We start from the raw sequence: 20,685 nt of genomic DNA, 5'->3' as shown, positions 1-20,685 counted from the left end.
TCGCATGATCGGGCTTTCGCGCCGTCGTAACCGCGATGTAAATACCTGGCCTGGCTTTGTTGATGCGCTGGCGACACTTTTGATGGTGATCATCTTTCTTCTGATGATCTTCGTCATTGCGCAGGTCTATCTTGGTGCGGCTCTTTCGGGCCGTGACGAGGCGCTGAGCGATCTGACCGCACAGGTGAATGAGCTGACCAATCTTTTGTCGCTTGAACGTGGCAACAATCAGCGCATGGAACTCGAACTCACCCAGCTGACGACCGAGCTTTCCAATACAGCCGATCAACGTGATGATCTGCGTAACCGTGCAGCCACCCTTGCTGATCAGTTGGCCGCAGCTGAACTTTCCGCCGACGAGATCGAACAGAAACTTCTGGCCGCACTGGCATCGCTTGAAGACAAGGAAGCCGAGTTGACCGAGCTTCGCGAAACCACTGGCGAGAAGATTACCGATCAGGAAACCCGCATTGACGAGCTTTCTGCCCTTCTGGCGTCGCGTGCAGCCGAACTTGAAGAACAAAAGAACCTGAGCGACGAGGCCAAGGCGCAAGTCGCAGCACTTAACCAGCAGATGCTCGCACTCCGGCAACAACTGGCGCGCATCGAAGCCGCCCTTGAAACGTCCGAGCGCGAGAACGAGGAAAAAGACGCCCAGATCGTTAATCTTGGCAATCGCCTGAACGCGGCCCTTGCCACCAAGGTCGCCGAATTGCAGCGTTATCGTTCGGAATTCTTTGGCCGCCTGCGTGAAGTTCTGGGCGACCGTCAGGATATCCGCGTTGTCGGGGATCGCTTCGTCTTCCAGTCGGAAGTTCTGTTTGGTTCCGGTTCGGCTGATCTTGGCGAAGAAGGTCAGGAACAGCTGGCCAAACTGGGCGAAACCCTGACCGCGATTGCATCGGATATTCCCGATGATATTGACTGGGTCATGCGTGTTGACGGCCACACCGACAAGGTGCCGATCCGAAACCTTCAGTTCGCCTCGAACTGGGAGCTTTCGTCGGCACGCGCGATTTCGGTGGTCAAGTTCCTGATTGATCAGGGCGTTCCGCCCAACCGTCTGGTTGCAGCCGGCTTTGGCGAATACCAGCCGCTTGATAACCGCGATGACGAAATCGCCTATCGCCGCAACCGCCGCATCGAGTTCAAGATTACCGAACGCTAAGGCGTCACGGATTTCAGACAACAGAATGAACAAAACCCCGCCAGATTGCTCTGGCGGGGTTTTGCCTTTGCACGGCCCCTTGGCCCGGGGACCGCACATCGGGGTTTTGATCAGAGGGACTTGGTGCAGAAATAGAAGTCCACGTAATCATAGGCGGGATTGTTTACGCGCTCGGCGGCTGCCTTGGCGGTATGGGCCGGCGGAACGATGACCTTGTCACCCGGCTGCCAGCCTTCGGGGGTGGCGACACCGTTCTTGTCGCTGGTCTGCATGGCATCGATCATGCGCAGGAATTCCGGAATGGAACGCCCGTTGCTCATCGGGTAGTAAACCATGGCGCGCAGCATGCCATCGGGATCAATGATGAAGGTCGCGCGCACAGCCGACGTATCACCGGCACCGGGATGGATCATGCCATAGGCCTGGGCGACTTCCATTTTAAGGTCGGCGATAATCGGAAATGGGATTTCCACACCAAAGTTCTGCTGGATGTTGCGCATCCAGGCGATGTGCGAATGGGTGCTGTCAATCGACAGGCCAAGAAGTTCGCAATCGCGCTTGGAAAATTCTTCGGCATGGTTGGCAAAGGCTATGAACTCGGTCGTGCAGACGGGAGTAAAATCGGCCGGATGGGAAAACAGCACGAGCCATTTACCACGATAATCCGACAGGGATTTAACACCATCAGTGGTTGGTGCTGTGAAATCCGGGGCCGGTTCATTAATGCACGGCAGGCCGACACGAATCTGGGGGGATACAGTCATTCTAAGGCTCCTAAGTCAGTTAATATCGTCCGCTCCGTTTAAGTACATTATAATTATTTAATTCTCATAATTAATACGATGATATATGTCAATGAAGCCCGATTTTTTACGCAAAAAACTGTGTGAAAACAGAACGATGGTTCCAATTCGACCGTTTCACCCCTGCCCTTGGTGGATCGCACCGCATTTGTGGGTGATCGTTCAACTTTCCGGTGTTTGGGATTGTGCTTTTTGCTGGCCTGACTTGTGGCATCTGGTTAGGGTCGATGCGCTTGCCACCACGTTTTCAATTATTTGCATTTCTGCGGAGCTCCCATGCTGCGTGATATTTCGCCCCAGAGTATTTTCATGGGCCTGTTGGCCAGCTTTGTCGGTTCCGCCAGTTCGTTTGCGGTCGTCCTTCAGGGACTGACCGGCGTTGGCGCCAGCCCGGAACAGGCGGCATCGGGTCTGATGGCGCTTTCGATTTCGATGGGCCTGTGCGCGATTGTGCTTTCGCTTAAAACCCGCCTTCCGATCAGCATTGCCTGGTCAACACCCGGTGCGGCGCTTTTGGCGACGTCCGGTGCGATTGAGGGTGGCTTTGCGGTTGCCGTTGGCGCGTTTATCGTTTGTGCCGTGCTGATTATTATCAGTGGTGTTTGGAAACCGTTGGGGCGTGCGGTTGCGGGCATCCCAGCCCCGCTTGCCAATGCGATGCTGGCAGGTGTGTTGCTGGGTCTGTGCCTTGCCCCGGTCAAGGCGGTAGCCTTTGACCCGTTACTTGGCCTTCCGATTGTGATTGCCTGGATCGTCATGGGCCGGTTTAACCGGTTGCTTGCGATCCCGGCGGCCCTGTTGGCCTTTGTTGCGGTGATGGTGTTCGGGGTCGAGTTTCCGGAAAATGCGATTGCCGATCTGGGTCATTCGATTGCGCCGCCGGTCGAATTCATCATGCCGGAATTCACATTGGCCGGGCTGGTTGGCATTGCCTTGCCGCTTTTCATTGTCACCATGGCATCGCAAAACATTCCGGGCACAGCGGTTCTGCGCGCCAATGATTATGATACCCCGCCGGGGCCTCTCTTTACCGTGACCGGGATCTTCTCCTTACTTTCCGCGCCGTTTGGCGGTCATGCGGTGAACCTTGCTGCCATCACGGCAGCACTTTGTGCCGGCAAGGACGCCCATCCCGATCCATCGAAACGTTATTGGGCCGCTTTTTCCGGCGGTGTTTTCTATATCGTATTCGGACTTTTGGCCGGATTGGTGACGGCCTTTATCAGTCTTGCACCGGGCATCCTGATTGAAGCGGTTGCCGGTCTTGCCCTGATTGGCGCCTTTGCCGGATCGGCGGTTGCGGCGTTCAAGGAAGAAGACGGGCGCGAAGCAGCGGCTGTGACCTTTATCGTTACTGCAGCTGGCCTGACATTTTATGGCATTTCCGGTGCGTTCTGGGGATTGCTTGCCGGTGGTCTGATTTACTTCCTGACGCATTTGCGCAATGGCAGAAAAAAATCGGGCTGAGTTTTCAGCCCGATTTTCGTTCCTGGGTCCTAGACCAGTTTGACCTTTGGTTCAGAACTTGGCGGTGCTTCCGCCCCCTTCCCGTCTGTCAGTTTCGAGACGGCCTCGAACTGTGACAGGAAGACCTCACCGGTCAGTTCATCAAGGAAGTGAGTTTTCTTCAGGCGGTCCATGACCGGTCCTTTGACCTCGGACATGTGAAGGGAAATGCCCATTTCCTCAAGCCGGTGATTGATGGCCTCAAGCGATTCAAGGGCGCTTAGATCAATCTCGTTCACGGCCGAGCACATCAGAACCACATGTTTAAGGTTCTTGCACGCCACCACCCGATCATAGAGGTAATCCTCAAGGTATCGCGCATTGGCGAAATAAAGGCTTTCGTCAATCCGGATGGTCAGAACCGACGGATGCGTAATCACCTTATGACGCAGCACGTTACGGAAATGCTGGGTATCGGGGACCAGGCCGACCTCGGCAATATGCGGACGCGAGGTTTTGTACAAAAACAAGCCGATCGACAGAACCACACCGGCTGTTACCCCGACCTCAACGCCAAGACCAAGGGTCAGAAGGATGGTAGCCAGAACCGCAATGAAGTCCGCCTTGGAATATTGCCAGCTGGTTTTCAGGATCGAGAAATCGACCAGCGACAGCACGGCAACAATGATGGTGGCGGCAAGCGTCGCCTTTGGCAGGAAATAGACAAGCGGAGTCAATGCCACCGCCGCAATCGCCAAACCAACGGCGGTAAAAGCGCCAGCAGCAGGCGTTTGTGCACCGGCATCGAAGTTCACCACAGAACGGGCAAACCCACCCGTAACCGGATAACCGCCCGTAAAGGCCGCACCGATATTGGCAGCCCCCAGACCAATCAGTTCCTGATCCGGGTTGATGCGTTGACGGCGTTTAGCGGCAAGCGTCTGCGCGACCGAGATTGATTCAACAAAGCCGATCACGGAAATCAGGATGGCTGGCACCAGAAGATCGGTGACAAGGCCCGGGCTGAAATCCGGCATAGTCAGTGGCGGCAGGCTTTGCGGCACATCCCCGACGATCTTCACACCCTTATCGGCCAGGCCAAGATACCAGGTCGCCGCCGTGGTGGCGAAAACAGCAAAGACCGGCCCCGCCTTGGTCAGGACATCGGCCGCGCGTGCGCCAAGGCCCAGCTTGCGCAAGGCGGGTTTCAGGCCCTTGCGCACCCAGAACAGGAAGCCCGTGGCACAAATGCCAATGATCAGGGTCGTCTGATTGGTTTCGGGAATATGCGCAATCAGGGAGGTGACAATTTCCCAAAGGTTATGCCCACCGGCATCAACACCGAGAATATGTTTGAGCTGACTGGCGGCAATGATCATGCCCGATGCGGTAATGAAACCAGCAATCACCGGATGTGAGAGGAAGTTGGCCAAAAAGCCCAGCTTGAACACACCCATCGCAAGCAATATCGCCCCGGAGAGAGCCGCCAGCGTCAGGGCAGCCAAGGCATAGCCCATGGTGCCGGCCTCGGCAATATTGCCAACGGCGGCCGCCGTCATCAGGGAAACCACCGCCACCGGCCCGACCGCAAGTGCGCGGCTGGTACCAAAGATGGCATAGAGAATGATCGGCGCGATAGAGGCATATAGCCCCGCCTCGGGCGGCAGACCGGCCAGCAGCGCATAGGCAAGCGATTGCGGGATCAGCATGATCGTCACGATCACGGCTGCAATCATGTCATTGCCAAAGGCCGTCCTGTCATAGGTCTGTCCCCAGTCAAAGATCGGGACATATTTCCGGAGCATGTTAAGGCGCATTCATCGATCTCTTAGATCAGAGTGGATCCAAGGCAACGCGCACGCTGCCTTGGACGAAGGGTGTTTTAGTTAGTCGTGACTTTTTCAGGCTTGGCCAGCCATTCCTTGCCACGCAGCATCGCCTTCCAATAAATCGGCGGCAGCAGCTTTTCCTTAAGCAACCAGGCAAGGTGCGACGGCTTGGTGCCATCGATCAGCCATTTCGGGAAGGACGGCAAAAGCGTTCCGCCATAGCCGAATTCGGCCAGAACAATGCGGCCGCGCTCCACCGTAAGCGGGCAGGATCCATAGCCGTCATATTGTGCGACCGGGGATTTGCCATCGATATCGGCCACAACGTTTTCGGCAACCACCGGCGCCTGTTTACGGGCGGCAGCAGCCGTTTTGGCGTTGGGCGCGTTCATCACGTCGCCAAGCGACCAGATGTTGGTAAACGACTTGTGACGAAGGGTCGCCTGATCGACATCCACCCAGCCAGCAGCATCTGCCAGCGGGGAAACACGAATGAAGTCCGGGGCCACCTGCGGCGGGCAGACATGGATCATGTCAAAGGACTTCTCGATGCGTTCAACCTTGGTTTCGGGTTTGGCAACATCGAACCAGGCCTTTTTCGCCTGACCATCAATCGCAACCAGATTATGGAAGAAGTTCAGATGGGCATCGTATTTCTTCACATAGCTTTCGAGTGCCGGGACATAGTCCTTTACGCCAAACAGCACGCCACCGGCATTGCAGAAATCAATATCGATGTTCTTTAGAACACCATTGCGGTTCCAGTGATCAGCCGAGAGATACATCGCCTTTTGCGGGGCACCGGCGCATTTGATCGGCATTGGCGGCTGGGTAAAGATCGCCTTGCCTTCGCGCATCGAGGAAACCAGTTCCCACGTATAGGGAGCAAGGTCGTAACGATAGTTCGAGGTCACACCATTGCGGCCCAGCGTTTCGACCAGACCATCAACCCGGTTCCAGTCAAGCTTAAGCCCCGGGCAGACGATCAGACGGTCATATTTGACCACCCGGCAGCCATCAAGAATGACGGCATCATCTTGCGGTTCAAACGCGGCCACCGCCGCCTTGATCCAATGCACGCCCTTGGGGATCAATGATCCCATGGTCTGGGCCGTGGTGCTGGCTTCGAACACGCCGCCACCGACCATGGTCCAGCCCGGCTGGTAATAGTGAATATCGGCCGGATCAATGACCGCGATCTCAAGGCCCGAACGACGGGCCTGCAGGCTCGATGCCACCGAAATACCGGCAGCACCGCCACCGATGATTACGACGTCATATTTCGCATCGCCCTGATCGGTGGGCGTTTTGCCGCCATTGACAATACGACGGACAACACCGCCCATGTCATAACCGGCAGCCTTGGTGGCGCGAAGGATTTCGCTGGTATCAAGATGCCCCGCCTGGCTCAGCGACCAAAGCGTGGTGGAACGCGTGCCTGTGCGGCAATAGGCGAAGACCGGCTTGGGCAACTCCTCAAACAGGCGGCCGAAGTCACGGGCGTCGTCATCGCTGACCTTGCCCGAAACAATCGGTTGATAACGGATTTCAAGCCCGGCTTCCTTTGCCGCGTTTGAAATCTCTTCAAAGGTTGGTTGATCGGCGCCCTCGCCGTCCGGGCGGTTACAGACGATGGAGCGGAAGCCGAGCTTGGCGATTTCCTTGACATCGTCTGCAACGATCTGCGGACTGACGGAGAACCCGTTACTTATTGTTTTGGTTTCCATCGCTTTTCCTCACCTAAGTGTTGATCAGAGCCCGTTGACCGGGACTTTCAGCATTTTCTTGCCGCTGCTATCGGTCGGCACCTTACCGGCGCGCATATTGACCTGAAGCGACGGGATAATCAGACGCGGCATATCAAGCTGGGCATCGCGTTCGGTGCGGAACTTGATGAAGTCTTCGCGGGTTTTGCCTTCGCCGACATGGATGTTGTGCTGCTTTTCTTCGCCAACGGTGGTTTCCCACTTGATGTCGCGGCCATTGGGGCCGTAGTCGTGGCACATGAACAGACGCATATCGTCCGGCAGAGCGAGGAGCTTCTGGATGCTGTCATAAAGGGTGCCGGCATCACCGCCCGGGAAATCAGCACGGGCCGAGCCGCCATCAGGCATGAACAGGGTATCGCCAACAAAGGCCGCATCGCCCATGACATGCACCATGCATGCCGGGGTGTGGCCCGGCGTATAGATGGCAAAGCAGGTCATGGAGCCAACCTGATAGGTGTCGCCATCTTCAAACAGGCGATCAAACTGGCTGCCATCGCGCTGGAATTCGGTGCCTTCATTAAACACCTTGCCAAAGGTATCCTGAACAACCGTGATCTTGCTGCCAATGCCAAGCTTGCCGCCAAGTTCCTGCTGGATATAGGGGGCGGCAGACAGGTGGTCGGCATGGACATGGGTCTCGATGATCCATTCCAGCTTAAGGCCGTTATCCTTCACAAACGCGATCATGTTATCAGCGTGGGCAAAGGTGATGCGACCCGCCGCATAATCGATATCCATCACGGAATCGACAATTGCGCAGGCGTTGCTTTCGGGGTCCTTGACCACATAGCTGATCGTGTTGGTATCTTCGTCAAAAAAGGCCGTAACTTCGGGTTTTACGGACATGTTTACCGGGTATGCAGACATGGATTCCTCCTAAACAACTGTCTCCGGGCCGCCTTATCCACGGCATGCATCGGATGGGTTCGAGATGTCCGTTGCCCGCAGGTTTGCGGACAAAACATCTGGCTATTCTCTTTATTTTAGGAATTCGCGATTTGCGCTTCAGTGACGAAGTCACCAAACATCGCAATATCAACACTTAATAATTCTAAAGTCTTAGCTCCGCCGCAAAGGCGGGGCTCAACCTAGCTTTGTGCCAGCTTCACCAGCGGTTCACGCTCGATCAGGCGGATGGTGCCGCGCGACTGTTCGATCCAGCCACGGCGCTGGAATTCCTGCAGCTGACGCGAAATCACTTCACGCGCGGTGCCCAGCTCAACAGCCAGTTTCTGATGGGTTGCGGCAACCGTTTCCTCGCCACCCGCGAGTTCGATCAGCTTGTGCGCTAGGCGGATATCAAGCTTCTGGAAGGCGATTTCCTCGATCACCATGAACAGGTCGGTGATGCGTTTGGAATAGGCGGTAAAGACAAACTGGCGGAACTCGATCGAGTCCGATACAAGCTTGTCAAACACCTTGCGCGGGATTGCCACCGCACGGGTTTCGGTTTCGGCAATGCCTTCGGCAGAGTAATCCTCATAGGCCAGAAGGCAGGCTGTGGTCAGAACGCAGCTTTCCCCGGCATGCACACGATAGAGCACAATTTCACGGCCTGTATCGGATGTCTGTTGCACACGTACCGTGCCATCGAGCAACAGCAACAGGTTTTCCGGGGATTTTCCCGGCCCGAAAATAACCGTGTTGGCGGGAACAGTGACGATTTTGCTTTCATGGACAAGGTAGGATCGGATGCCATCGGGCAAACGTGACAGACCCGGAAACTGGTCGATCCAACTCAAAACCTTATCCCCCTTGAAAGCATTGACTAAAACTACATCACATTCGATGTAAAAGGAAATTATCCCGGATGCAACTGTACTTTGGAATATTTCCGAAAATGCAGCCCCCGCATGCCGACCAATCCGACCGTCTGAGGACGCGACAAACATATAAAAACGGGCAGCAATGTGCTGCCCGTGCATGAAGACTAAGGTAATGCGCTCTACTCGGCTTTTGGCGGCGGAAGGCGAAGATTTCCTGCCTCGTCAATTTCCCAGAACGGATTGAACGCCACTTCCCAGGCATGGCCGTCCGGATCACGGAAATAGCCGGAATACCCGCCCCAGAAAACCTTTTCGGCCGGTTTCTGGATTTTGGCCCCGGCCTTTTGGGCCTCTGCCATGACCTGATCGACTTCTTCTTCGCTGCGCGCATTATAGGCCAGCGTCAGTCCGGCAAAGCTTGCGCCGGTATCATCATCAAACTTGCCGTCTTCCTTAAGCGCATCACGCCCGAACAGGCCAAGAGCAAGACCGTTGGAGAGCTGGTAAAACACCACCTGCCCTTCGACCATTTCGGTCATTTTCCAGCCCAGTCCGTCTTCATAAAACCGACGCGACCGATCGAGATCCGCAACACCCAGAGTAATCAGCGAAACACGCTGTTCCATTTCACGCTCCTTGTTGTGCGCACCCGAAACCCGCGCGAGATTAACATAGCACGCTACCCGCGCCGAGCATGGACTCGGCCCATTTTGAAATTTCGCATCGCAACAGAAGCGCAATTTTATTGCGCGTAAATCGGTACCGGAATAAGTAAATAATAAGTTGCCCTTACGTCAACAGATGCAATCAGGCGTTTTGCATAGTGCGATGCGAGTTCGTTTTGAAAAAAGGTCAGTATTTATTACCATTTCAGGATCAGGCATGGGTCCCGCAATCCCAACCTGACAGATAATTTACAGGTCATACCGAAACACTGCGCCAACACCCATATCAATAAAAGCAGTGCATAGGGCCCGAAATGACCCCGCATATCAGAGAGATCCGAGGGAGACCGGTCATGGCACAACAATTGGCGGCAGTTCAACTCGACGATAAATATACGCTTGAGGAAGGCCGGGTTTACCTTACAGGCATTCAGGCGCTGGTGCGCCTGCCCCTGATGCAGCGCCAGCTTGATGCGCGCGCAGGGCTTAATACCGCCGGCTGCATTTCCGGTTACCGCGGATCACCGCTGGGCGGGCTTGATCAGCAGCTTTGGCGGGCCAAGAAATTCCTGACCAAACAGCAGATCGAATTCCAGGCTGGTGTGAACGAAGACCTTGCCGCCACCGTCGTCTGGGGCAGCCAGCAGGTCAATATGTACAAGGATGCCAAATATGATGGCGTCTTTGGCATGTGGTACGGCAAGGGCCCTGGTGTTGATCGGTCCGGTGACGTGTTCAAGCATGCCAACCATGCCGGCACGTCCAAACATGGTGGGGTTCTGGTTTTGGCGGGTGATGACCATTCCTGCAAATCATCGACCCTGCCCCATCAAACTGAGTATGCCTTTATCGATGCGCAGATCCCGGTCCTGAACCCGTCGGGTGTGCAGGATATTCTTGATTACGGTCTGCACGGCTGGGCGATGAGCCGCTATTCCGGGTGCTGGGTGGCGATGAAAACCATTGCCGAAACGGTTGAAAGCTCGGCCGCAGCCGATGTCGCACCGGATCGTATCGTTCCTGTCATCCCGACCGATTTCGACATGCCCGAGGGCGGCCTGCATATCCGCTGGCCCGATACGCCCAAGGAGCAGGAACATCGCCTGATGAAATACAAGCTTTATGCCGCACTGGCATATGCGCGGGCGAACAAGCTTAATAAAACCGTGATCGACAGCCCGAATGCGCGGCTTGGCATCATCACCACCGGCAAGGCGTATCTTGATGTCATGCAGGCCTTCGATGACCTTGGCATTTCTGAAGAAGACGCTGCCAAGATCGGCATTCGGGTGCTTAAGGTCGGGATGAGCTGGCCGCTCAACCGGGATGACGTGCGCGAATTCGCCATGGGGCTGGAAGAAATCATCGTTGTCGAGGAAAAGCGCGCGGTGATGGAAAACCAGGTCAAGGAGCAGCTTTATAACTGGCGCGAAGATGTCCGCCCGACCGTGATCGGCAAGTTCGATGAAAAAGGCGAATGGATCCTGCCATCAATGGATGAGCTGACCCCGGCCCGTGTTGCCGTAGTTTTGGCCGAACGCATCAAGCGGTTCTATGACAGCCCGGCCATCCACGAACGCATCGATTGGCTTGCTGAAAAGGAACGCGAGATCGCCGAACCGCGCCCGGATGTCGCGCGTATTCCGTGGTTCTGCCCGGGTTGCCCGCATAACAGTTCGACCAAGGTGCCCGACGGCAGCCGCGCGATGGCCGGTATTGGTTGCCATTACATGGTGAACTGGATGGATCGATCGACCGAGACATTCACCCATATGGGCGGCGAAGGCGCGACTTGGATCGGTCAGGCACCGTTTACCGATACCAAGCATGTCTTCCAGAACCTTGGCGACGGCACCTATTACCATTCCGGGTCGCTTGCCGTGCGGGCCGCCGTCGCATCGGGTGTGAACATCACCTATAAGATCCTGTTTAACGATGCGGTCGCCATGACGGGTGGCCAGCCCGTTGACGGTCCGCTGACCGTGCCGCAAATAACGCGCCAGATGTATGACGAAGGTGCCAAACGCATCATCGTTTTGTCGGACGAGCCCGATAAATATCCGATGGGATCGGAATTTGCCCCGGGTGTGGATATCCGCCATCGCGATACGCTTGATGACACCCAGAAAGAACTGCGTGAGATCGAAGGCGTTTCGATCCTGATCTTTGATCAGACCTGTGCGGCGGAAAAACGCCGCCGTCGCAAGCGCAAGCTGATGGTTGATCCGCCCAAGCGCGTGTTCATCAATGATCTGGTCTGCGAAGGCTGTGGCGATTGTGGTGAACAGTCCAACTGCCTTGCCGTTGTGCCGGTCGAAACCGAATTTGGCCGCAAACGCGCGATTGATCAGTCAGCGTGTAACAAGGATTTCTCCTGCCTTAAGGGCTTCTGCCCGAGCTTTGTCACCATCGAAGGTGGCGAGCTTCGCAAACCCGATGCAGCGGCCAAGGGTGACACCGGCACGGACGCCGTCTTTGCGAGCCTGCCGCGCCCAACCCTGCCCGCGATTGATGATCCTTGGTCGGTTCTGATCACGGGTGTTGGCGGCACGGGTGTTGTCACCATCGGGGCCTTGCTTGGAATGGCAGCCCACATCGAGGGCAAGGGTATTGTTGGCCTTGATATGGCAGGCCTCGCCCAGAAAGGTGGGGCTGTTGTCAGCCACATCCGCTTTGCCAATGATCAGAACAAGCTGCATGCCGCGCGCATACCGGCTGGTGAAGCCAATGTGGTGCTGGGCTGTGACCTTCTGGTGGCGGCAAGCTATGAAGGGCTTGCCAAAATGCGCCGCAACTTTACCCAGGCGGTGATTAATACGCACGAAACTGTCACCGGGGCCTTTACCCACAACCCGGACTTCGAGCTTAAAACCAACGAGCACATGAAGGTCATCAATGATGCCTGTGGTGCCGATGGTGTGCATTTTGTCGAAGGCAGTGACATTGCAACCCGTCTGATGGGCAATTCGATTGCGACCAACCTCTTCATGCTGGGTGTTGCCTGGCAGCGCGGCCTGATCCCGATCAGTGAAGAAGCGCTGATGCAGGCGATTGAGCTTAATGGCGTGTCGACTGACATGAACAAGCAGTCCTTCCATTGGGGACGCCTCTATGCCCATGACCGCAACCGCGTGATCGACGTCGTCGGCCCGAACGAAGCCGAAGCCCACCCGATCGCGACCGAGCTTTCCGACATCATCACCAAACGCCGTGCGTTCCTGACCGATTATCAGAACGCGGCCTATGCCGATCGCTTTAGCGCCCTTGTCGATAAGGTCGCAGCAGCCGAGAAACGCCTTGGTGACGTGGATGATCTGGCCCGGACAGTTGCGAAATACTACTTCAAACTGCTGGCCTATAAGGACGAGTATGAAGTGGCCCGTCTTTATACCGATCCGGCCTTCATCAAGAAGGTCACCCAGACCTTTACGGGCGATTACAAGATCAACTTCCACCTCGCCCCGCCGTCATTGGCCAATGCCGATCCGGAAACAGGCAAACCGCAAAAATCGGTCTACGGCCCGTGGATGATGTCGGCCTTCCGGATGCTTGCAAAGATGAAGTTCCTGCGCGGCACCAAGCTTGATCCGTTTGGCCGCAACCCGGAACGCCAGATCGAACGCCAGTTGATCACCGATTACGAAAAACTGGTGAACGAAGTGATTGACGGGCTCACCCACGACAATGCCCGCATCGCCAAGGCCCTGCTGGCCCTACCCGAACACATTCGCGGCTACGGCCACGTCAAGGAAGACCACATCGAAAAAGCCAAGGCACGCGAAGCCGAACTGCTCGAACAGTTCCGCAATCCGCCCGAACACCTCAAGGCGGCGGAATAAGCAACCATTCAAAAGGGCCGCATGATGCGGCCCTTTTGCTGTTTAGACAAACCGTGGAGAGCGTTGCCGAAAATCCGGTAAAAACCGGGCGGCTCCTTCGCGCAGATCACGGACCGACTTTTCGTGGCGCTTGCGTTTGCGATAGTCGGCAATCATGTGATCGGTTGATTCCAAACCGTCCTCGATCCCGCGATCAAGGTTTTCCCACGTCCAGTCATAATTGATATGTGGGGAAACCGGGATTTCGACGATATCGATTTTACGGCCACTTTCAGCAACTTCACGCTTGAACGCCGTGACCGCATCCTCACTGGCCGATGCCGCAAACAGCATCACCAGATTATTGAGCGCATCATAAAGGTTTTCGGGCTGACGCACCTGTTTCAGATCAAGAATACGACTGACCCAGACTTCATCAACATCCGGATGCAGGCGCAGGAAATCAAAGAAATTGACGGTATCGACCGTGGCCCCTTCGCAATAGGTATCACCATTGATTTCAACCGGCTCCTCGATAAAGGGCAAGGCCGAACAGGCGCACAGCGTCTGGGCATTCATTTGCGGCAAATCATAGTGGTCGGGTTTGTTGGTAAAAAGCTCAAGCCGCTGTTTCGTCAGGTTATAGGCATTGTGGAACATGGCCGGCTTGTCAGGCTGATAGAGGCGATCAAATTTCAGCCGGTCGAGAAACATGCTGTCTGGTGAATAGATCTTCGCCAGCCCCTTGGTCTGGGTCTGGTACATTGATCCGACCAGAAAACGCGATAGCGGATTTGCCGCCAGAAAACCGTTTAGCAAAACATCATTGAAATTGTGGGGCGTCCAGTATTTCGGATTGCCCATGAAATGCTGCACATGTTCGACCGCCTGACCGATGGCGTCGGGCACAAGCAGCCCCTGATAGCTGTTGGGGTTAAAGAAGTAATTGAGTTTGTTGGCGAAATCAGAAAAGAAGTCCGGGGCAAATGCCGACGCGATCGGAAACCGTTCGTAAACACTTGCCGGTCGAAAGATTTTGCGAAAGAAGGCGATGCTCTGTTCAAGTTCCTGGCCTTCATCTGCCTGATGCCAGGCAACCGAAAGCCAGGCACCGATACAGGCAGAAGACCAGATGTCGAACTTGATATCAGGTTCCTGCTGCAACCGTTTGAGCACACCGATGCTCAAACCTACCGCAGGCCCACCGCCAGAAAGAAAGATAGCTCGTTTGATTTTCTCCACGTCGCGATCTCCTTTGTTGAAAACCGAATGGTTCGGCCCAAACAACATGGTGCAAACGTCGCAGATGCCATCGCGTGCACCATCGCTTACCCCCAGGAGATATCAGCCCGTCTTTGCGGACCTGTAGATACGACGATCATTATAATGATTTTAAGGCGATACATTTGAGCCAATTATTCAATAGTGATGTGACGAAAACTGCGATTACATATACATCAATATAGAAAAAATATGATTCTGTATAATAACATTCACTTTTGAGGGAAAATTTATCAAGTAATATCGGAAACTTATACCTCCACAACTTCGACATTCAATTAATAATTATTTCATATATACCGGAATTTATTTCATAATCACAAAAGCCGCCCGAAGGCGGCTTTTGCACGGCGAATCGATTACTTTTATTCGTAATAGCCGACCATGAAAATCTTGCCATCATGGGCCTTCACCCACGTTTTCTTTTCGGCAAGTTTTTTGGTCTGCGGGTGGGTCCAGGTATAGTCCGACCAGCCACCGTCAGGCGAAGCTTTACCCGTTTCAACCATGTCCCGAATGATGAATTTGCTATTCACATCCTGAAGATCCCAAAGGCCCGGGTTGTTCACCAGTTTCGGATTGATCGCATGGGTCAGGAACGTCCCCTTCTCGCCATCGGCGACAATCACGTAAAATTCGTCAAACACGTACTCACCGTCCTTGTCATTGAAAACGGCAAATGACTTTTCCTGTCCGACCTCGTCATAGAGTGTGATTGCCTTATCCACCAGATCCTTGGCGGTTGCTTCCTTGTCCTGTGCCATCGCCGAGGACACAGTCATAATCATCAAGAACGACACAAAAGCTGCACCGATAGAACGCAAAACCATATTCATCCTGAATTCCCCTTGTTGGTCATAGATGAGTTTAGTGAGTGGTGATTGCTAAGAGAGATAAGAAACGCTGATCCGTCAGACGGCACGTAGCCGCGCAACAAGACCGTCAACTGAACTGCTTAAGCCCGCCATTTCCCGGCTGAGCTCAGTGGTTGCTTCGCCGACACTTCCCGCGGAATCACGGGTCGCGCGGGCAATATCGCGGACATCGCCGATACCACCAGAAACGGTCTCGGCGTAGCCGGCCGCCTCCTTGATGCTGGTGCTGATCTGTCCGGTGGCAGTGCCTTGCTCCATGACAGACTCTGCCGTCAATTTCAGGATTTCGTTGATGCCCTGCACGCTTTCGACAATCGTTCGGATCGCCTCGACTGCCTGCCCGGTTTCAGCCCGAACATTGGCAATTTCCGACGCAATTTCTTCGGTTGATTTTGCCGTCTGACTTGCAAGGTTTTTGACCTCGTTGGCGACCACGGCAAATCCTTTGCCGGCTTCACCGGCACGGGCTGATTCAATCGTGGCGTTCAGGGCCAGAAGGTTGGTTTGTTCAGCAATATTGCCAATCAGCGCTGCCACATCCTCGATCCGGATGCTGGCCTCCTCGAGGCGGCGGATTTTCTCATCCGCATCGCGGGCCTGCTCACTGGCCTCTTGTGCCTGACGGCTGCTTTTCTGGATTTCCTCGCTGATATGGGCAATCGCCGAAGCAAGGCCAGAGGCCGCCTGGGAAATCTCACCCATGTTGTGGCTGGATTTGCCCGATGCATCAAAAGCACTTTCGCTTTGCTGATCGGTTCGTTCCGCATTACCCAGAAGGGCCGATGCGGATGCGCCAATCTGTTCAATCGCCGCACTGACTGCCGTTGCCGTGCCCTGTACCGAGGTTTCGATATCATGGGCAAGCTCCTGCATGATGCGACGCTTTTCCTCTTCTGCTCGGGCTTCGTCCTGCTTGCGTTGTTCTTCGGCGGCCTCAAGACTTTCGGCATTCTGGCGGAACACTTCGACCGCATCAGCCATTTTGCCCATTTCATCCTTGCGACCGGTGAAGGGAACAGCAATATCGGTTTTGCCCTCAGAAATGTCGCGCATCACACGGGTCAGCTTCTTGACCGGCGCACCGATGAAGCTTGCGATGACAAAGCTGATGATCGCCATGGCGACCGAGGCCGCAACAGCGGCAATGATTGTTTGGTCCTGTGCAGAACTACCAACCGCAATCGCAGCACCACTTGCGCTATCCATCCGAAGCTCTGCTGTTGCACGCAGTTTGGAAAGGATGTCCATCAGCGCTTCATAGTCGGACTGTGCGGACCACGAAAAGCTGAGCGCCCCGGTATAGTCGATATCAAGCATCCCGATGACCTGATTGACCTTGCCCAGATAACTGTCATAGCGTTCCTGGGCCTCGACCGACATATGGCGTTCAGAATCCGGCAGGTTTTCGTTTTCAAGCAAGATCACAAAGGACTGCCGGGCTTCTTCGATCTGGGTATCAAGTTCCTGGGAAACGCTGTTCATCCGGTCTTCATCGACGCCAGCTGCCGACCATGACAGCAGGCGATAAACGGTCTGGTGCACCTTGGTGACATTGCGGTCAATCGTGCTGATATCCTTGACCTTGGGATAGGCTTCGCTGACGGCGAACTCCAGACCATCAGAAAGCGACATGATCGCCCGCCCGCCAATCAGGCTGACCGCAATGATCGCCACAACAGCAATGACAGGTAAAATCGAAAGTTTGGTACCGATATTCAGATTCGCAAAAGTATTCATTCTTTGGCTATCCAAAATTGACGTTCACAGGTGGCATCAGGCGGCGTCGTTACTGGCCGCCTGAAGTTTGGCAACGGTTACGTCACCGGTCGTATTTCGATATGCAGAGAGAACACCGTTGGTCGCGCGATAGCCGTCCTCAATGCTGCGATCGAGGTTTTCCCACGTCCAGTCGTAGCTGATATTGGCTTCGACCGGGATTTCGATGACCCGGATATCGCGGCCACTTTCGGCGACCTTGTATTTGAAAAGCTTGACGTCATCTTCGCTGGTGGTTGCCGCAAACAGCATCACGAGGTTATTGAGCGCGTCATAAAGGTTTTCGGGCTGTCGGATCTGCTTGACGTCAAGGATGCGACTGACCCAAACCTCATCAAGGTCGGGGTTCAAACGCAGCAGATCATAGAAATTGACGGTATCGACCGTGGCCCCTTCGCAGTAGGTATCGGCACCAATCACCACCGGTTCCTCGATATAGGGAAGCGCCGAACACGCACACAGCGTCTGGGCATTCATCCCCGGCAAGCCATAGGAAAGCGGCTTGTTGGTAAACAGTTCCAACCGTTGACGCGTCAGGTTGTAGGCATTGTGCAGGATGGCCGGTTTGCCGTCCTCATAAAGCCGGTCAAAATCCAGCAGATCGAGAAACGCACTGTCGGGATAGTAAATGCGCGACAGTCCCCGGTTCCGCGACTGGTACATCGCCCCCATCATGAAACGCGACAGCGGGTTCGCCGCCATGAAACCGTTGAGGATCAGGGAATTGATATTGCCCGGCGTCCAGTATTGCGGCTTGGCGAGGAATTCCTGCACATAGGATGCCGCTTCCATGATGGCTTCCGGCACGATCAGCCCCTGATAGCTTCTGGGATCGAGCATATAGGCGATCGTATTGCTGGTTTGGGAAAAGAAATCCGGGGCAAAGGCTGCGGCAATCGGGAAACGGTCATAGACCTTTTCGGGCCGGCAGATGCGTTTGAAGAATTCGACAGTCTGTTCGTATTCATGTCCGGGATCGGACTGGTTCCAGGCAACGGCAAGCCAGGCACCGATACAAGCTGTCGACCAGACATCAAATTTGAGATCGGGTTCTTCGTGTAACCTTTTCAAGGCACCGAGACTCAAACCAACGGCCGGTCCACCACCAGCCAACGCAATCGCACGCTTCTTTTCCGTCATGTCGTCGTCCCCCGTCTAAGGAACCGGGCATTACGCCCACCACAGGCCAGTCGGAAAGAAGATCAAACTCATGATCGAAACCGCTCTTACTGGCCCAAGCGTTCTCGTAATGTTTATATTGCATCGCACAAATACAACCGATGGGCCAGTGCGTTTCGTCGCATATACACCTATACGTTTTGATGCTATGCAACAGAATAGATAAAGTTGCATTTGGAAACACACATATAAAATCAATTACTTAATGATCGGATTTGATCTGTAAGAATGAGAAGATGCTATCCGTTTGAGCGACAAACCTAATACGTTTTCCTTTGAATAAAACTTGCTCAAACGCCCTGCTGCGGTCTGCCCGAAGGAGATCAGAAGCTTCTTTCGACGCGCTGCGGAAAGCTTAATTTCGGGACTTGGACGGATGATGGCGGCCTCAAACCGGTCGGCCACGATCAGCCCGACATCCTCGGGGATCAGGTCCTTGGGGAAGTGCATCGGCACGGCAAAGAAGAACCGCTCACAGTAATCCAGATAGCTTTGCCATTTCTGATCAACCCGGAAGTCCTCGACCGATGATTTGACTTCTACCGCCCAGAGCTCGCCTTTTGGCCCAAGGGCCAGCAAATCAAGCCTGCGGCCATTGCCCAGACGAAGTTCCGTCAGGCAGGCCATCTGATGATGATATAAAAGCCGTCAGACACCTTCGGTGACTTCAGTTGTGATTTCGGGGCGGGATGCGTTTGTCATGGGCCAAGCTTACAAAAGCAAAAGCCCGCATCAAAGCGGGCTTTTGGTATTCACGTCCGGTCTGCTGACAGGGTGCTGTCAGCTCATACCCAGCGCACGCTTGTAGACTTCCAGGATTTCTTCCTGTTCGGTGCGCTCGTGGTCTTCCATTTTGCGCAGACGGATGATCTGGCGCAGGATTTTCACGTCATAGCCAAGCGCCTTGGCTTCGCCGTAGACTTCCTTGATATCAGCCATCAGGTTGGCTTTTTCTTCTTCAAGGCGTTCGATACGCTCGACATAACTCGCAAGCTGATCGGCTGCGATACCACCGACTTCGGTCATCAATTCTTCTCCGATGATGGATTGCACAGCGGATATCCGGTGCGCGGAATTTCAAAGGGCCCAAACCCGTTTCGGCGCGACGATACTCAATGCATCCCTCGCTGACAAGCCCGTTAGGTGTCCGATCTTGCGTGCGGGTCGGTGCGTTCAATCAGCACATCAGCCACGGCAACCAGCGCATCCTTTGGCGAGGCACCAAGTTCGATTGCGCCGTCATAGATTTCGCGCTGCCGACGGGAACTGGTGCCGCGTTTAATGATGGTGCGCGCATGTTCGACTTCATCAACACAGCCAAAGAATTCGGCATCAGGCCGGATGAGTTCGAGGATTTCTTCGAGCAGATCGGCATAGGGCACGATTTCGCCGCGACCAAAGTCAATCAGCCCGGCCTTCTCGCCCGGATCGCTGCCATAACGGCACGCCCGCCAGCGGTTTTCGCGCACCAGCATGTTGGCATAAATCCGCCAGCGCTGATTATTGCGCCGCAGACGATAGAGCATGCGCATCAGGCATCTAGTGATCGACGCAACGCAAACTGCATCTTCAAGATCGGTACAAACATCAGCAATCCGCATTTCAAGCGTCGGCCAACGATCAGAGGGGCGCAAATCCCACCAAAGCTTGGTGCCATCCTCGATCACGCCGGCATTGATCAGCATATCGACATGGCGGCGATACTCCGCCCAGGAACCAAACACTTCAGGCAGGCCGGTACGCGGCAGGTTGTCAAACACAGACAACCGGAAAGTCTGAAGCCCGGTCTCCCTGCCCCGCCAGAACGGCGAGCTGGTGGTCAGGGCCAGAAGATGCGGCAGGAAGTAACTGGCCTGCGCCATCAATTCGATGCGCAGATCATCATCCTCGATCCCGATATGAACATGCATGCCGCAAATCAGCAAACGATCCACCACCGTGCGCAAATCGCGCGCGATGGTGTTGTAGCGCTCACCGTCGGTATGTTTCTGGTCGTCCCACTGGGCAAAGGGATGGGTCGAGGCCGCGAGCAGCGCCATATCGTATTTCGCCGCCACCTTGGAAAGGGTGCTGCGCATTTCAATCAGCTGCTCGCGCGCTTCAAGCGCACTGTTGCAAACCTTGCTGCCCGTTTCGACCTGACAGCGCATGAATTCGCTTGAGACCTGATCACCAAGCTTGGCCTTGGCGTCTTTCAGGAATTCGGCAGGCGGGTCTTTGGCAAGATCGCGGGTTTCGCGATCCACGAGCCAGAATTCTTCTTCAATGCCGATGGAAAATCCCGGTTCGCGTGCGTTGGCCCCTGCCAAA

General features: G+C 54.9%; 16 protein-coding genes. 3 read left to right on the top strand and 13 right to left on the bottom strand.

Features of this window, described 5'->3' with window-relative positions:
* The first annotated feature begins 4 nt into the window (after nt 1–4).
* Nucleotides 5–1,168 (top strand): peptidoglycan -binding protein, encoded by a 1,164-nt coding sequence (locus tag UF64_RS10715; protein ID WP_044828559.1) that lies wholly within the window; start codon nt 5–7, stop codon nt 1,166–1,168.
* Between the two features lie 110 nt (nt 1,169–1,278).
* Here the strand turns inward: UF64_RS10715 and UF64_RS10710 are convergent, their stop codons facing one another.
* A complete protein-coding gene (locus UF64_RS10710) occupies nt 1,279–1,932 on the bottom strand; it encodes a peroxiredoxin (RefSeq protein ID WP_044828558.1) in 654 nt (217 codons plus the stop codon).
* Nucleotides 1,933–2,247: 315 nt separating this feature from the next.
* Between UF64_RS10710 and UF64_RS10705 the strand changes: the two genes are divergently transcribed.
* Complete coding sequence (locus UF64_RS10705) at nt 2,248–3,438, top strand: benzoate/H(+) symporter BenE family transporter (protein WP_044828557.1); 1,191 nt, start codon at nt 2,248–2,250, stop codon at nt 3,436–3,438.
* A gap of 29 nt (nt 3,439–3,467) precedes the next feature.
* On the opposite strand, the gene UF64_RS10700 is transcribed toward UF64_RS10705, so the two are convergent.
* From UF64_RS10700 to UF64_RS10680, 5 genes are all read right to left on the bottom strand, one after another.
* Entirely contained in the window at nt 3,468–5,234 is a 1,767-nt protein-coding gene (locus tag UF64_RS10700; protein ID WP_044828556.1) for a SulP family inorganic anion transporter, read from the bottom strand.
* A 65-nt stretch (nt 5,235–5,299) separates the two neighbouring features.
* The gene (locus UF64_RS10695) at nt 5,300–6,973 is read right to left on the bottom strand and encodes a bifunctional protein tyrosine phosphatase family protein/NAD(P)/FAD-dependent oxidoreductase (RefSeq protein ID WP_044828555.1); all 1,674 of its coding nucleotides are present in this window, start codon (nt 6,971–6,973) and stop codon (nt 5,300–5,302) included.
* 24 nt (nt 6,974–6,997) lie between these two features.
* Nucleotides 6,998–7,882: an MBL fold metallo-hydrolase gene (locus tag UF64_RS10690; RefSeq protein ID WP_044828554.1), complete on the bottom strand. Its 885-nt coding sequence runs from the start codon at nt 7,880–7,882 to the stop codon at nt 6,998–7,000.
* Nucleotides 7,883–8,103: 221 nt separating this feature from the next.
* On the bottom strand, nt 8,104–8,757 hold the full coding sequence (locus UF64_RS10685) for a Crp/Fnr family transcriptional regulator (RefSeq protein ID WP_044828970.1): 654 nt from the start codon (nt 8,755–8,757) through the stop codon (nt 8,104–8,106).
* Between the two features lie 203 nt (nt 8,758–8,960).
* Nucleotides 8,961–9,407 carry a VOC family protein gene (locus UF64_RS10680; RefSeq protein WP_044828553.1) on the bottom strand — a complete coding sequence of 149 codons (447 nt, stop codon included), beginning with the start codon at nt 9,405–9,407 and terminating at the stop codon, nt 8,961–8,963.
* Between the two features lie 392 nt (nt 9,408–9,799).
* Between UF64_RS10680 and UF64_RS10675 the strand changes: the two genes are divergently transcribed.
* Complete coding sequence (locus tag UF64_RS10675; RefSeq protein ID WP_044828552.1) at nt 9,800–13,285, top strand: indolepyruvate ferredoxin oxidoreductase family protein; 3,486 nt, start codon at nt 9,800–9,802, stop codon at nt 13,283–13,285.
* A gap of 42 nt (nt 13,286–13,327) precedes the next feature.
* Here UF64_RS10675 and UF64_RS10670 read toward each other — a convergent pair whose 3' ends face one another.
* The 7 genes from UF64_RS10670 to UF64_RS10640 form a co-directional block, all read right to left on the bottom strand.
* Nucleotides 13,328–14,452 (bottom strand): patatin-like phospholipase family protein, encoded by a 1,125-nt coding sequence (locus UF64_RS10670; protein WP_235285032.1) that lies wholly within the window; start codon nt 14,450–14,452, stop codon nt 13,328–13,330.
* Nucleotides 14,453–14,910: 458 nt separating this feature from the next.
* A complete protein-coding gene (locus UF64_RS10665) occupies nt 14,911–15,381 on the bottom strand; it encodes a cache domain-containing protein (RefSeq protein WP_044828550.1) in 471 nt (156 codons plus the stop codon).
* Between the two features lie 75 nt (nt 15,382–15,456).
* Nucleotides 15,457–17,157, bottom strand: coding sequence for a methyl-accepting chemotaxis protein (locus tag UF64_RS10660; RefSeq protein WP_044828549.1), 1,701 nt, complete (start codon nt 17,155–17,157; stop codon nt 15,457–15,459).
* Between the two features lie 36 nt (nt 17,158–17,193).
* A complete protein-coding gene (locus tag UF64_RS10655) occupies nt 17,194–18,336 on the bottom strand; it encodes a patatin-like phospholipase family protein (protein WP_044828548.1) in 1,143 nt (380 codons plus the stop codon).
* 237 nt (nt 18,337–18,573) lie between these two features.
* On the bottom strand, nt 18,574–19,002 hold the full coding sequence (locus UF64_RS10650; protein ID WP_152630667.1) for an MmcB family DNA repair protein: 429 nt from the start codon (nt 19,000–19,002) through the stop codon (nt 18,574–18,576).
* Nucleotides 19,003–19,155: 153 nt separating this feature from the next.
* Nucleotides 19,156–19,401 (bottom strand): DUF2312 domain-containing protein, encoded by a 246-nt coding sequence (locus UF64_RS10645; RefSeq protein ID WP_007090950.1) that lies wholly within the window; start codon nt 19,399–19,401, stop codon nt 19,156–19,158.
* Nucleotides 19,402–19,514: 113 nt separating this feature from the next.
* Nucleotides 19,515–20,684 carry a carboxylate-amine ligase gene (locus UF64_RS10640; protein WP_044828547.1) on the bottom strand — a complete coding sequence of 390 codons (1,170 nt, stop codon included), beginning with the start codon at nt 20,682–20,684 and terminating at the stop codon, nt 19,515–19,517.
* Between the last annotated feature and the right edge of the window lies 1 nt (nt 20,685).

Origin of the sequence: Thalassospira sp. HJ, assembly GCF_000948415.1 — a bacterium.
Lineage (GTDB): Bacteria > Pseudomonadota > Alphaproteobacteria > Rhodospirillales > Thalassospiraceae > Thalassospira.
This window is presented reverse-complemented; position numbering and strand designations above follow the sequence as displayed.